At 39.7% G+C, this 14,466-nt stretch carries 12 protein-coding genes; 7 read left to right on the top strand and 5 right to left on the bottom strand.

The annotated features are described in order from the left end of the window. Positions 1-102: 102 nt before the first annotated feature. Positions 103-708 (bottom strand): DinB family protein, encoded by a 606-nt coding sequence (locus tag GJ691_RS02155; RefSeq protein ID WP_154363281.1) that lies wholly within the window; start codon positions 706-708, stop codon positions 103-105. A 237-nt stretch (positions 709-945) separates the two neighbouring features. On the opposite strand from GJ691_RS02155, the gene katG reads away from it, so the two are divergent. The 4 genes from katG (at position 946) to GJ691_RS02135 (ending at position 5,145) form a co-directional block, all read left to right on the top strand. Continuing rightward, positions 946-3,144: a catalase/peroxidase HPI gene (gene katG / locus GJ691_RS02150; protein WP_154363279.1), complete on the top strand. Its 2,199-nt coding sequence runs from the start codon at positions 946-948 to the stop codon at positions 3,142-3,144. 105 nt (positions 3,145-3,249) lie between these two features. After that, entirely contained in the window at positions 3,250-3,729 is a 480-nt protein-coding gene (locus GJ691_RS02145; protein WP_154363277.1) for an ankyrin repeat domain-containing protein, read from the top strand. A gap of 9 nt (positions 3,730-3,738) precedes the next feature. Then, positions 3,739-4,362, top strand: coding sequence for an NUDIX hydrolase (locus GJ691_RS02140; RefSeq protein WP_154363275.1), 624 nt, complete (start codon positions 3,739-3,741; stop codon positions 4,360-4,362). A gap of 3 nt (positions 4,363-4,365) precedes the next feature. Further along, the gene (locus GJ691_RS02135; RefSeq protein WP_154363273.1) at positions 4,366-5,145 is read left to right on the top strand and encodes a nitrilase family protein; all 780 of its coding nucleotides are present in this window, start codon (positions 4,366-4,368) and stop codon (positions 5,143-5,145) included. Here GJ691_RS02135 and GJ691_RS02130 read toward each other — a convergent pair. Beyond that, complete coding sequence (locus GJ691_RS02130; protein ID WP_154363271.1) at positions 5,129-6,745, bottom strand: Ig-like domain-containing protein; 1,617 nt, start codon at positions 6,743-6,745, stop codon at positions 5,129-5,131. The two genes, GJ691_RS02135 and GJ691_RS02130, sit on opposite strands and share 17 nt — an antisense overlap. 93 nt (positions 6,746-6,838) lie before the next feature. After that, entirely contained in the window at positions 6,839-7,420 is a 582-nt protein-coding gene (locus GJ691_RS02125; protein WP_154363269.1) for a ComF family protein, read from the bottom strand. 168 nt (positions 7,421-7,588) lie between these two features. On the opposite strand from GJ691_RS02125, the gene GJ691_RS02120 reads away from it, so the two are divergent. Further along, positions 7,589-8,485 carry a hypothetical protein gene (locus GJ691_RS02120; RefSeq protein WP_154363267.1) on the top strand — a complete coding sequence of 299 codons (897 nt, stop codon included), beginning with the start codon at positions 7,589-7,591 and terminating at the stop codon, positions 8,483-8,485. A gap of 36 nt (positions 8,486-8,521) precedes the next feature. Continuing rightward, complete coding sequence (locus tag GJ691_RS02115) at positions 8,522-10,066, top strand: glycine--tRNA ligase (RefSeq protein ID WP_154363265.1); 1,545 nt, start codon at positions 8,522-8,524, stop codon at positions 10,064-10,066. An 88-nt stretch (positions 10,067-10,154) separates the two neighbouring features. Here the strand turns inward: GJ691_RS02115 and GJ691_RS02110 are convergent, their stop codons facing one another. Together GJ691_RS02110 and GJ691_RS02105 are read right to left on the bottom strand one after the other, a co-directional pair. Next, the gene (locus tag GJ691_RS02110; RefSeq protein ID WP_154363263.1) at positions 10,155-11,153 is read right to left on the bottom strand and encodes a hypothetical protein; all 999 of its coding nucleotides are present in this window, start codon (positions 11,151-11,153) and stop codon (positions 10,155-10,157) included. A 64-nt stretch (positions 11,154-11,217) separates the two neighbouring features. Next, a complete protein-coding gene (locus GJ691_RS02105) occupies positions 11,218-13,299 on the bottom strand; it encodes a TonB-dependent receptor family protein (RefSeq protein WP_154363261.1) in 2,082 nt (693 codons plus the stop codon). Positions 13,300-13,559: 260 nt separating this feature from the next. Between GJ691_RS02105 and GJ691_RS02100 the strand changes: the two genes are divergently transcribed. After that, positions 13,560-14,450, top strand: a complete 891-nt coding sequence (locus GJ691_RS02100; RefSeq protein WP_179955002.1) for a hypothetical protein — start codon at positions 13,560-13,562, stop codon at positions 14,448-14,450. Positions 14,451-14,466: the final 16 nt, after the last annotated feature.

The following is a 14,466-nucleotide window of genomic DNA, read 5'->3' as shown; positions in this document are numbered from 1 at the left end:
TAATCTTTTTTCCATAGATGTTTGATGATCATGCATGGCCATTGTAATTACTTTTATAAGATGGGATAGTGCGATCCAAAAAATATAAAGACCAATTAGACTTTAAGGCATCGGAAAATTTTCGTGGGTCATAATTTCTTCCATCTGAAATATATGACGCTCTGTATGTCCGCTCATGAAAAGGAATATTTGAAGTCCGTCTATAGTAGCGAAAGGGAGCTGACCATAATGGTTTCGTAAATCGTCCTCTGTAGATTTTATATATTCAATATGTTGTCCTCGTTTTTCTATAAATGATTCGAGCGTTTCTGTATGTGAACCGTATTTTCCGGTCGGCTCAAAAGCCTTGCTGGTTTTCACCTTTTCCTCCCTATTCGTGATCATCTGTATTAAATCCTCATCGCTCATTTGAACCGAACTCCTTTTTGTGGGATCTGCCGGTGTTTTTAGGGCTTCCTCTAACATCGACGCAAACATTTCCTCAGAAATGGCCAAATGTTCCACACATTCTGCAATAGACCAAGATTCTGCATTTGGTTTAAAATTCAGTTGGGCTTCATTAAGACCTTCTAGGGTCATTATTAAGTAATCCTGGGTTCTTGTCAACTCCGTTTCTGTCATTATCCGGTCTTCTTCACTTATTCCTGTCGTTATTATTCCAAAGGAAATTAGGAATAAGGCTAAAATGGGTATAGTTATCTTTTTCATTTTTTTAACGTTTATGCTCGGTAAGCTACGATATTAAGATATATAATTTATCGTTCAGTAGAATTGATAAGTAAATGATATTGAAAAAATAAAAAACATAGATAAAACCAATCGCTCTATAATCTATAAATATAATAAATCCGGTTTGGTTGTTATTCTATGTCGTATCTTTAAATACCTATAAATATTACTTTAAATAGCTAGTATATAAAGAATTAAAATTAAAAAAGATTAGTAATGGATCCAAAAAACAGTAATGACAGTACACTTTCAGAAGTGAACAGTGGAGGTAAATGCCCGTTTCATCATGGCGGTATCACAGCGAGCGGTACGTCGGTGATGGATTGGTGGCCGAACGCTCTCAATTTGGATATTTTGCACCAGCACGATACCAAAACAAATCCTTTAGGTGAGGATTTTGATTATCACGAGGAGTTGAAGAAGTTGAATGTAGAGGAGTTAAAGAAAGATTTACATAAGCTAATGACCGATAGCCAAGACTGGTGGCCGGCAGATTGGGGACATTATGGTGGCCTAATGATCCGTATGGCTTGGCATGCTGCCGGTTCATATAGAATTGCGGATGGTCGTGGTGGTGGTGGAACAGGGAACCAGCGTTTTGCTCCCTTGAATTCTTGGCCGGACAATGTTAGTCTGGATAAGGCCAGAAGGTTATTATGGCCTATTAAAAAGAAGTATGGTAACAAGGTTAGCTGGGCAGATTTGATTATACTGGCAGGCACCATTGCTTATGAAAGTATGGGACTTAAAACCTATGGTTTTGCGTTTGGCCGGGAAGATATTTGGCACCCGGAGAAAGATGTGTATTGGGGGGCTGAAAAAGAATGGTTGGCACCAAGTGATGAGCGTTATGACGATGTGGATAATCCTGAATCTATGGAAAATCCATTGGCTGCCGTACAAATGGGATTGATTTATGTTAACCCAGAGGGAGTAAACGGAAAGCCAGATCCATTAAAAACCGCTGCTCAAGTACGTGAGACTTTTGCACGTATGGCCATGAACGATGAAGAAACCGTTGCATTGACAGCAGGAGGGCATACCGTTGGAAAAACCCATGGTAATGGTGATGCAAGTATTTTGGGTCCAGATCCAGAATCGGCTCCGGTCGAAGCCCAAGGAATGGGATGGGCCAACCCACATAAAACGGGCGTAGGGCGATATACCGTGACTTCTGGTCTGGAAGGTGCTTGGACCACCCATCCGACCAAATGGGACGGAGGGTTCTTTGAAATGCTTTTTAAACATGAATGGGAACTGCGTAAAAGTCCGGCAGGGGCATGGCAATGGGAACCCGTAACTATTAAGGAAGAGGACAGGCCTGTAGATGTCGAAGATCCATCCATTCGCCATAACCCTATGATGACAGATGCGGATATGGCCATGAAAATGGACCCTATATACAAGGAAATTTCTAAAAAATTCATGGCTGACCAAGAATATTTCTCAGATACTTTTGCTCGGGCTTGGTTTAAACTTACACATAGGGATATGGGACCAAAATCACGTTATTTTGGCCCAGATGCGCCGCAAGAAGATTTAATCTGGCAAGATCCGGTTCCTGTAGGGAAAACAGATTACGATGTGGAGGCCGTAAAGGCTAAAATCGGAGCAACAGGCTTATCTATTCCTGATATGGTTTCTACTGCTTGGGACAGTGCAAGAACCTTCCGTGGTTCGGATATGCGTGGTGGAGCCAACGGGGCTAGAATAAGATTGGCCCCTCAAAAAGATTGGGAAGGTAATGAACCGAAACGCTTGGCACGTGTATTGTCCGTTCTTGAACCAATTGCTGCAGAATTCGGTATTAGTGTAGCCGATACCATTGTATTAGCAGGCAATATTGGGGTAGAACGAGCTGCCAAGGAGGCTGGTTTCAATATAACCGTACCTTTTTCGGCGGGCCGTGGAGATGCAACAGATGAAATGACAGACGCCGATTCTTTTGCCCCGTTAGAGCCTTTATCAGATGGTTACCGCAATTGGATGAAAAAGGATTATGTGGTAAGTCCTGAAGAAATGATGTTGGATCGTACGCAATTAATGGGACTTACAGCACCGGAAATGACCGTTTTGGTTGGTGGAATGCGTGTTATGGGAACCAATTATGGGGGTACCAAGCATGGGGTATTTACAGATAATGAAGGTGCCTTGACCAATGATTTTTTCGTGAACCTTACAGACATGGGCAATGTTTGGAAACCGGCTAGTAAATCGCTTTACGAGATAAGGGATAGAAAAACCGGGGATTTAAAATGGACCGCGACCCGAATGGATCTTGTTTTCGGTTCCAATTCCGTTCTACGTGCCTATTCAGAGGTATATGCGCAAGATGATAGTAAAGAAAAGTTCTTGAAAGATTTCGTTGCTGCCTGGGTTAAGGTCATGAACCTAGATCGGTTCGATCTAGAATAATATGAGTTCTAAAAACGTTCGGTAATTTTTTTAGCCGGATTATCAATACCTAAAACTATCACATCGGTCATATATTGGTGTGATAGTTTTTTTATATTTATTCTTATGGAATACACAATACGGGATTTTTTCAATGAAATCAGGAATGGAAATTTAGAACAGGTTGTTGGGATATATTCATCAAATCCTAGGTTACTGAATGCCAAAGATGAAAGGGGCTCAACGCCTTTAATATTGGCGACCTACTATGGCCATGCACAAATTTCACGTTTTTTACTTGAAAACGGAGCTGATGTAGAAGCTAAGGATGGGTCGGGTAATACAGCTCTATTAGGTGTTTCTTTTAAAGGGCATACTGAAATAGTCAAAGAACTCATAACACAAGGTGCCGATGTGAATTCACAGAATGCCACAGGTGCAACATCGTTGATTTATGCCGTTTCGGCCAATAAGGAAGAAGTCGTCAAAGTATTATTGGCCAATAAGGCAGATGTTAGTAAAAAGGATGCCCGTGGCTTTACAGCCTTGGACCATGCAAAAATCGGTGAAAACCCCATACTTATCGAATTGCTGGAAAATGAGTAATATTGGTCTATGAAAGAGGACCAAAATCTTGAGTTGGTAAAACGTATAAAGGCATTGGCAGATACCGGGCTGGTTTATGCCGAAGATGAATACAATAAGGAGCGTTACGAAGAGCTTCGTAAAATAAGTCTAGAGTTGTTAAGCCATATGTCGCAAAAGCCCCTAAGGGTTCTCTCTGATTTTTTTATACCCGAAAAAGATTATCCAACCGTAAAGGTAGATGTTCGTGGGTTTGTCCTGAATAATGTGGGTGAAATCTTAATGGCCAAAGAAAAAATTGATGGTAAATGGACGATTCCCGGTGGTTGGGCAGATATAGGATATACTCCTTCCGAAGTGGTCGTTAAGGAAATAGAAGAAGAAACCGGCCTTCAATGTTCGGTGAATCGTTTATTGGCAGTTTATGATAAGCGAATGCATCCGCATCCCCCGCAACCCTTTTATATTTATAAATTGATTTTTTTATGTAATGTTGAACAAGGGGATTTACGGCCTGGTTTTGATATGGACGGTGCTGCATTTTTCAATATTAACGAGTTACCTGAATTATCAAAAGACCGTATTCTTGAATCCCAAGTAAAACAATTGTACACCATGGTGAAAAATAATGGGGTGAACGTTTATTTTGATTGATATATGGATAATGTTGAATTGAATATAGCCCTGGTCCAAACTCCTCTGATTTGGGAGTCACCAAAAGAAAACAGGGCAAAATTTTCGAAGAAATTCAAAGAACTACCTCAGAATACCGATCTGGTAATACTGCCCGAAATGTTTATTACCGGGTTTACTATGACTCCCGATAATGTAGATAGGGAAGAAGGTCAAAAGACCATCGATTGGATGCTAAAGGAAGCCAAAACATATGATACCGCCATAATGGGGAGTATTCCTTTTTATGATAATGGGGATTTTTATAATCGGTTGTTTTTTGTGGAAGCAAATGGTACGGTTTCGCAGTACGATAAACGCCATACCTTTACCTTGGCAGGTGAAGACAAGGTCTATACATCCGGTACTGAACGCTTGATTATGGGTTATAAGGGTTTTAGGGTTTATCCATTGATCTGCTATGATCTACGTTTTCCGGTTTGGGCCAGAAACAATGATGATTATGATGTTTTGGTATATGTAGCCAATTGGCCTAAGCCTAGAATTTTGGCTTGGGACACCTTATTGAAGGCCCGGGCCATAGAAAACATGTCTTATTGTGTTGGTGTAAACCGTTGTGGTTTTGATAATGCCGGATACGAATATTCAGGACATTCGGCCGTTTATGATTGCCTAGGGGAGCAAATCGTGTTCGCAGAAACCGAAACTATTCTCTATGCCACATTGAACAAAAACCATGTTTCCAAAACAAGGGGTAAACTAAAGTTTTTACAAGATCGTGACGGGTTTACTTTGAAATCGTAAAGGTCTGTTCCAATTCCCAATTTGCCCTTACTTCGATAACATCTGGGTAATAAGAGACTTTTTCAGGTTGAATGTTTTTTAGATAATTTCCTGTATCCCACTTTTGATTTCCATTGGTATCAAAAATCACACGAACCAGGTATTTGGATGGTTCTAGATGATTGAATTCGAATACTTTAGGTTCTTCGGCATACAATTCGCGTTTTACATCCCCTTTTTCGGTGGTTAATTGAACAACCATTGGGTAATCTTCGGGTTGAGCTACAATTGTCATGCTCAAGTTGCCGAAATCGGCATAGCTTTTCGTTGACAACCGTATGTTCAGGGTATCGTTTTGAGTTCCGAAGAAATCTGTAATGGCCCCCGGAAACAGTTGTAGTACATAGTTTTCTTCTGCTTCTTTTTTAAAATCAAAATCAACTTTGTTTTCCGTACTGTCCAAAGTAGCCGTAAAAACGACATTAAGCGAATCTTTGTTGATAAAGCCGATTTTAGAGGTGTCAAGGGCTACTAAAGGGGTATTGGTCTCAATGCACATGGGGTTAATGAAATCCAAAGTTCCGCTCTGACTAGCCTGTATTTTCATAGAATCGAATTCTACCTTACGCTTTTTAACCGTAAAGGTGTCTATGTTTTTCAAGGTTTCGTTTTTTATCGTGAAAATGAGGGAGTCCATTTCAAAAGGGGTGAACCAATAATTTAATGTATCCTTGTCCCTTTCTTTTAATATTGCGGTTTTGACCGTATCAGGTATTTCGCTTAATAGTGATATATCAATATCTTCTCCATTACCATAATAACCGAAAATGATTTTATTGCTTGCAGCAAGGCTCGGTACGGATAATTTATAATCTGGGGTTTCTTTGAAAAGTGTCAAGAGGTAAGTAGAATCCGTAGGTATGGAAAGTGTATCAGTGAGAAAGCCAATTTTATCCAGATTTTGGTCGAACATATAGTTTTTGTTCTCATCCTTTAAGGCGAACAATGCATATTTTCCGGCCTTTAGGTTTCTTAAAGTGAAAATGACCGCACTATCCAAGGTATTGGTTATATAGTTGGGTGGTTTATGGTAAATGGTAGAATCCGTATAGGCTGTATCTATTTCATAGAGCATAACACTGACGAAGTCATCGGCTTTGCGATTAAATGCATCTTTGATGGCTCCTTTTAACTCAAGTGAATCAATATAGCTTCCCGTAGAAAAAACATAGGTTAAAAAGCTATTGGGGTTACCTTCATTGTTGTCTACGATGCTCTGTCCAAAGTTCATGGTATAGGTCGTATTTTCTTGAAGGGTATCCTTAATGGTTATCTCAACGAATTTGTTGGCACCTCCCTGAGGTGTAATGATAGGGGTGTATTTAAGTGGTGGGGATACGATGAGTTGTTCCTGTACGTCTTCCAACTTAACCAATTCATCAAAATACAGTCTTATTTTGGTGGCCTTGAACCCAGTGGTCATATTTTCTGGTTCAGCTTTCAGTAAAACCGGGGGATCAACATCTTTTGGGCCTCCTGTCGGCCTTCCACGTTTAGCACATTGCACTAGGGCAGCGGCAATAAAAAAGAGAAAAATGTATGCGAAAAGTCGTTTGAACATCTAATTTGATATCTATGGGGCAAAGTAACACATAATTTGGAAAATGCCTTGAAGAATTAACATACCTTACACATTATCCTTCTAAAATATAGATTATGTTAGGGGTACTACGGCCATGCTGGTAATATAAATGGTGATGCCTGGAATTTCTTTAAGTGTGCTGGCACAAATTTCCATTGTGGCACCTGTTGTAATAACATCATCTACCAAGAGGATTTTCTTATTTTCTAGAAGTTCAGGTTTGTTGGTTACATATAAGGCCTTATTGTTTTGCCAACGTGCTATTCTACTTTTCTTTGTCTGTGTTTTGGTATCCGAGGTCTTGATCAGGGCATCTTCTAAAAAAGAGGCATTCAAATGATGGGCCAAGCGCTTTCCAAAAGCCGAAACCTGATTATACCCCCGTTTTTTCAACTTCTTTTTATGTAGGGGTACGGGAACTACATAATCAATGCATTCCAAAAAATCGTTTTCAGCTATAATTTGGCCATGCCAATCGCCTAAAAATGTCCCGATCTGTTCTTGGTTTTTGTATTTTAAATGGTGAATCAAGTTTTTTACGATTCCCTTTTCGATGTAAAAAAGGAAAGAATTTGCCTTTTTAATGTTAATTCTACCATAAAAAATACGGTCAACCGCATTTTCTACGTTAAAGCTATAATCGGTGAGTGGCAATTGATTTCGACAAACGGTACACAAATGGTTCTCTCCTCTGAATAAACGTGCATTACATCCAAAACACACGTTAGGTAGAAGGATTGAGTTGATGTCATTTAGTATCTTTGAAAGCTTAGAACACACAATTCTCAAGTTAATAACCTACTTAAAGCCGACTTTACATTAATGGACGGACAAGATAATAAATTCAATTACAAGATTATTCTTGCTGCTTTGGTTGCTGTGATCATAGGTATCCTTATTGCTTTTTATTATAGTTATGCCCAATCTGAAAACGAAATCAGTTTTTTGGAAAAGGAAAAAGAAATCCTGGTAAAGGATTTGACTTTAATGAAAGCCGATGTTGATAGACTTACCGCACTGAATGAAGTGAACGAGATAGAGATCCAAGGTGCACGATATGAGGTGCAGCAGCTTTTGGATTCTGTTGGAAGGCTCACTTTCACCATAGACAAACTGCGGGAGTTTAAATCTGAGTTACGTAGGTTGGAGGCTAAGAACGACAGCCTTAAACTCAAGAACAACTTTTTGCGTTATAATAATATGCTTCTTACCAACAAAGTCGAAGAGTCGCAGACCCAGTTGGAAGCTTTAAGAAAAGCAAGTAGTTCAATCGCAAAGGCAGAAGCCCTTCAGCGACAAAAAATATTGGAGCTGAACAAAGAGCTTAAAACCAAAAGCTACCTTAAACTTCAAGGAGCCGAAGGTTCTAGTTTTAGATTGAGGGGAGGTAAGCCACTTAGGACCAACAAAGCCTCTACCATAGAGAAATTACGCGGTTGCGTAACCATTATGGCCGATCCAACGATGATACAACAGGAAAAGGTGTTGTACTTTCAGTTCTTGGGCCCAAATATGGGTGTAATCGAGGATAATGCGAATACCATTACGGTAAACGGTAACGTGTATAGTAAACGGGTAGAGCTAATCTTTATGGGTGAAGAGACCCAGGTGTGCGATTTTATTACATTACCAGAAGGTTCATTGAGCCCTGGAAACTATATCCTCAATATCTTTGAAGACGAAAGATTGTTAGACTCTGCAGAATTTCAGTTAAAATAGCATTATGCTTTTAGGGGAATATTCTATTTTTGCCAAATGGCAAAACAAGAAGACGATTTTAAAAAGGTAATTTCACACGCAAAGGAATATGGTTATGTATTCCAATCCAGTGAAATATATGATGGTTTAAGTGCTGTTTATGACTATGCGCAAAACGGCTCCGAACTCAAAAAGAACATAAGGGAATATTGGTGGAAAGCCATGGTGCATCTCAATGAGGACATTGTTGGGATAGATGCCGCTATATTTATGCATCCTACTACCTGGAAGGCCTCTGGCCATGTTGATGCCTTTAATGACCCTTTGATAGATAATAAGGATTCCAAAAAAAGATACCGTGCAGATGTATTGATCGAGGATCATGTGGCCAAGATCGAAGCCAAGATCGAAAAAGAAGTTGCCAAAGCAGCTAAAAGATTTGGTGATGCATTTGATAAGAAAGAATTTCTTGCCACCAACCAACGGGTAGTGGAGTATCAGGAGAAAGCGGACAGCATTTTAAAGAGAATGGGTAGGTCGTTGGAAAACGAGGACCTTGCCGATGTAAAAAGTCTTATCGAGGAGTTGGATATAGCTTGCCCAATGTCCGGTTCCAAGAACTGGACCGATGTTAAACAATTCAATCTAATGTTCGGCACTAAATTAGGTGCTTCAGCAGAAAGTGCGATGGACCTTTACTTAAGACCGGAAACAGCTCAAGGGATTTTCGTCAATTTCTTGAACGTACAGAAAACCGGCCGAATGAAAATTCCTTTTGGGATAGCACAGACCGGAAAAGCCTTTAGAAATGAGATCGTTGCCAGGCAGTTCATCTTCAGGATGCGCGAATTTGAACAAATGGAAATGCAATTCTTCATTCGTCCCGGCTCTCAGAAAGAATGGTACGAAAAGTGGAAGGAAAATCGTTTAAAATGGCATTTGTCATTAGGTATGGGGGAAGATAATTACCGTTTTCACGACCATGAAAAATTGGCCCATTATGCCGATGCCGCGGCAGATATAGAATTTAGGTTCCCCTTCGGATTCAAAGAATTGGAAGGAATACATTCCAGGACCGATTTCGATCTAAGTCAACACGAGAAATTTTCAGGTAAAAAATTACAATATTTCGATCCGGAACTTAAGGAGAACTATGTGCCTTACGTTGTTGAAACATCCATAGGTTTGGACCGTATGTTCTTGGCTGTCTTTTCCCATTCATTGCAAGAGGAAGAGTTGGACAACAATACAACAAGGACCGTATTGAAACTGCCTGCTGTACTGGCACCTACAAAAGCCGCTGTTCTGCCGTTGGTTAAGAAAGACGGTCTCCCGGATATTGCCCACAAGATCATTGAGGACCTTAAATGGGATTTCAACGTTACCTATGATGAAAAAGATGCTGTTGGCCGTCGTTACAGGAGACAAGATGCCGCAGGCACCCCTTTTTGTATTACCGTTGACCATCAGTCCCTTGAAGATCAAACCGTGACGATTCGTCATCGTGATACCATGGAGCAGCAACGTGTTGCTATTTCAGAACTTAAGGCCATTATACACAAAGAGGTCGATATGCGTACTTGGTTGCAGCGAATGGAGTAGGCCTTCTATCAAATACGCCATATTTGATTGGGTCTTTATTATTCCTTTTTGTGGGAATATAAAATTTCTTCGAAGGGTTTTCGGTGGTTTATTCAATGTTTATGGGCCGCCAAACCCCTCCGTATATTTCATCCTCGGTTCCAAAAGAATGGGAGCCCATTATTCCCTTGCAAGGCCCTGAAAGAGCTTCTATTTTAAATCCGTTGACGTTTTTGAAAATGTCTATGGAGCTGAAAATCGTAAATGGTCGCTCTTTATTCGATAAGTTTACTTGTCCCAACTTGTATATGACGGAATAAAAAGGCCCCGTGTCTCCCGGGTCTTCCGATGCGGCGGCCCAAATGCCGCCTTCAGGGTCTACATGAAAATCGGTAATGTCCCGTTTTGTTTTCTTATGCGCCCATTGACCATGAACGTTAACACCGATTCCTGCTTTTCCTTCCTTGCTCATTTGGAATGTATGGTCGTCAATATCCAGAAGGCCCCATCGAACCACCCCGTGAGGGTTGTTTTTTGAACCTCCTCGTTCCCCAAGTATTATAATTCGATGTTGATGGTCATAAGGCAAGGCCATAATGGCTTCATATTGGTCACCCACCGAGTTCATGTCGTTTCTATATAGCATAGGAATCTTTACACTACCCAAAACGGTAGCGTTCAAATTCAAAGTATCCACTTTAATATGGAAAATCCGTCCTAACCGACCTTCCCAGTTTCCTGATTCCGCAAGTAAAAATTCATTGTCCTTACCTGGAACGGCGCATATGCTTTCCAGATCATTTGAAATTCCTTCTTTGTCCCATTGGTGAATTTGTATCGGAGAAACCGATATTGATTTATCGGTTACTTTGATCAAACCTAAACGAACCTTTTTTGTATCCCTTTTTGAATCGTATACCACTAGATAAGAGTGGTCCGCAATTTGTTCCATACCACTAGACCCACCACTATATTTGATTCCTTGAACCGGACCTATACCCTTGTCCAGGGTTGAGTCTACATTAGGGTTTTGGGTCTTGCATGCAGTTATTGATATCAATAACCAAAAAAGGACCCAATAAGGTCTTTGAATGATTTTCGAGGTCATTGGATTGGGTTTTAACGAATCTATATTTAGTACTAAGTTAATGCACACCGCATGAAAAGGTGTATTATAGTTTATAATTCAACAGAAGGCTTCCGTAGTAATTCCGGTCGTTTCCAGGATAATAGTAACGGGGGGCGTTATCTCCAAAGCCAATAGCATTAATCAATACCGAGCGGGCATACTTGGTATCGGTCATATTATCGATCCCCAAATCTAATCCTATCGTCAAATTCTGACCGACTTCTTTTTTATAGCCCAAACGTGCATGGAACAGATTATAGGAATCGCTATATAATGTATTTAAGTCCGTCAATGGTATACCGCTAACGTATTGGTGTGTCAAATTACAATATATACCATTTTTCCAATGCATTTGAATACCGTTGTTAAAACGATGTTTGGGGACACCGGTCAAGGGATTTCCTGAAAAATCATTGTCCCCATCAATAAAATCAACAAACCTGTGGTTACTGTACGAGTAACTTATAAAAGGGGTGAACTGAAATTTCGAGGTGGGTTTTAAATTATATTCCATATCCAATTCGACGCCTTGGTGTTCGGTTTTTCCGGCATTTTTCCCAATGTATTCATCTTCTCCAATGCGTTGGGCCACCAATAGATTTTTAATGGACATACGGTAAAGGGCCACATTGATTTTAAGATTGTTGTTATCCAAGAATAATTCGCTGCCAAGTTCATAATTGGTACCGGTTTCTTGGTCTATATCCGGATTTATTACTCCGTCAGGAGTCAAAGTTTCCTCCAGACTTGGGTTAGAGAATCCCCGACTGATGTTCAGATAAATCTCTTGCCTAGGGTAAAAGATATATTTTAAGTCAAGGCTTGGGGAAACAATAATATCAAAAGAACGTTTTCCACTGGTATTCTCTAGACCGGTGTAAAACATATCCCTAAAATCGTACTTGGTTTTGTTGATGTTCAATCCCAGTTGTCCCCAAAAATAATTGGCAAATGGTATGGTCAGGGTACCAAAGACATTTAATTGGGTCCTAAATTCCTTATTATCGCTTAAGGCATCACCTTGTAAACTGCCATTCCCCATATTATTTTCATAAAGGTTTTCATAGGTGCCCCAACGATACTCATCCTTGTATAATTCGGTGCCAATAGTGTATTCGGCGGTGTGTTCATCCATTTTGAATTCGCCTAAAAAACGGGATCTTAAACCATAGCCATTGGTGTATTCGTCCAAAATATTAAAAGGACGGGGTTCATAATGGTCCAAATAGGAATAAAACAAACTGGTAGTATTCGATAGTTTGGAAGTGAAATCATGGGAATATGAGAGGGCGGCCAGCGTATAGTCGTTGGCTTCGTACCCTTTTGCCGCCTTCCAGCTAAATGCTGCTTGGGTAGGATCTTCTTCAAAATCGGCTAGGCTGATAGAGCTTGCAATATGAGCGGTATAATCTATATGGTTTATCAATAATGAAATCTTATCTTTTGAAGTAATTTTATAAGAAGTGTTCAATAAGATTCCATCACGTTCAAAGTGACTGTTTTCTCGATAGCCTTCGAACGACATATGGCCATAACGTAGCTCCATGGCCAATTTATTATCCGCATGCGTAAAACCTAGATTATTTTTGATCAACCCATATGAACCTACGGTGAAATTGTTTCTAAAGGTCGTTGACTGCTGTAGGGCTTCTTTGGGATTTAATATAATCGCCCCACCTAAATTGGCGCCAAAAGCGGAACTTTTGGGACCTTTAATGACTTCAATCGAATTCATGTTTTCAAGGTCATAGGCCTCGATAGAGGAAAAACCGGTACCGTTCGTTACGGGGATTCCGTCATAATACAGTTTGATCTTGTCCGTGCCATAAGGAGTTCTGGCCCCAACACCCCGAATGGTTATACGATTGGTATTCAAGGCTCCGGAAAGTACATAAACCCCGGAAATTTGGTTCAGTGATACAACCATTTCCACTGGACTGTAATTTTGGAAAACCTTGGTTCCGATAATTCGCGAGGGTATAATACCCGTTGCCTGTTTGGTTTTTAAAGAGTCAACCAAAACTACTTCTTTTAATTGGGTAATACTGTTCTTCGCAATGGTGTCCTGAGCATGGGTCGTTAAGGGAAGACTGATTAATACCAAAGTTAAAAGTGAAAATCTCATAACTCTAAGATAGCCAACAAAAAGGAGTAATAAGAATAAAATGAGCCATGTTTTAACTTATTTTTCCGTTTATGAAATCTGTATTTTATTCATTAAAAACATAAAAAGAAATAAAATTCTTACAATATGTATAGGTATTATTACAACATTTATATTGGTTTTTACAACAAAATGCGTTAAAAATGCGTTTATTCAAGGCAAGTATCCCTATTTTAGGGTTCTAAAGTGGTAAATTTATAATGTTCTATAGCAGAAAACATATGATTGCAAAAAAATTATTTTGGCCTTTTGTCTTTGTACTGATCTCTTTCTCTGCATATGCGAAAGTGCCCCAAGGCGAAAAGGAAGTGCTTTTGGAGTTGTACCGTAATACTCATGGGGAAAATTGGACAATTCCGTGGTCTCTGAACAAACCTGTTAGTAAATGGCATGGTGTTGAAGTGAAAGATGATCATGTTGTTGGGTTGAATTTATTCAACAATAATCTGGTGGGTCAATTACCCGATTCCATGCAAAAACTTAAAAACCTTCAGGTCCTGAATGTTGCTTTTAACCAATTAAAGGGTCAGATTCCCAATGGGATTACATCTTTAAAACATTTAAGGGTCTTGCGAATGGGAAAAAATGAACTGTCGGGACCTATTCCGGAACAAATAGGGGATTTACGATCATTGGAAATTTTAGAGTTGTTCGATAATGATCTATCAGGGGTTTTACCTTCTAGTATGGGGAATTTGATCAATCTTAAATTCCTTGTTTTGTCTAGCAATGGGTTACAAGGGGAAATACCGGAAACTATCGGTAGTTTATCAAATCTGATAGGTTTGGAATTAGGCAGCAACAATATAAAAGGCAAGATTCCCGAAAGTTTGGGAAATCTCACGAGCTTAAATCGCTTGGTCCTCTTTGAGAATCAGTTGAGTGGGTCCGTACCCAATGCCATTCTTTCTTTACCCAATTTAGAATTGTTGCAATTACAGAACAACGAGTTTGGTTTGGATTTGGCTTTTCATGAATCGGTTAAAAAGGCAAATTATGCGGTTTTCGATGTTGGGGAAAAAACCTTACGTTTCGATGCTAAACCCATATCCAAATTTGATATCAAAGGAGAAACAAGAATGGCGGATACCATATTCGAGGACGAAGAATGAAAATGGTTTTTTTAGG

The sequence above is a fragment of the Maribacter luteus genome (genome assembly GCF_009674825.1).
Classification (GTDB): domain Bacteria; phylum Bacteroidota; class Bacteroidia; order Flavobacteriales; family Flavobacteriaceae; genus Maribacter_A; species Maribacter_A luteus.
This window is presented reverse-complemented; position numbering and strand designations above follow the sequence as displayed.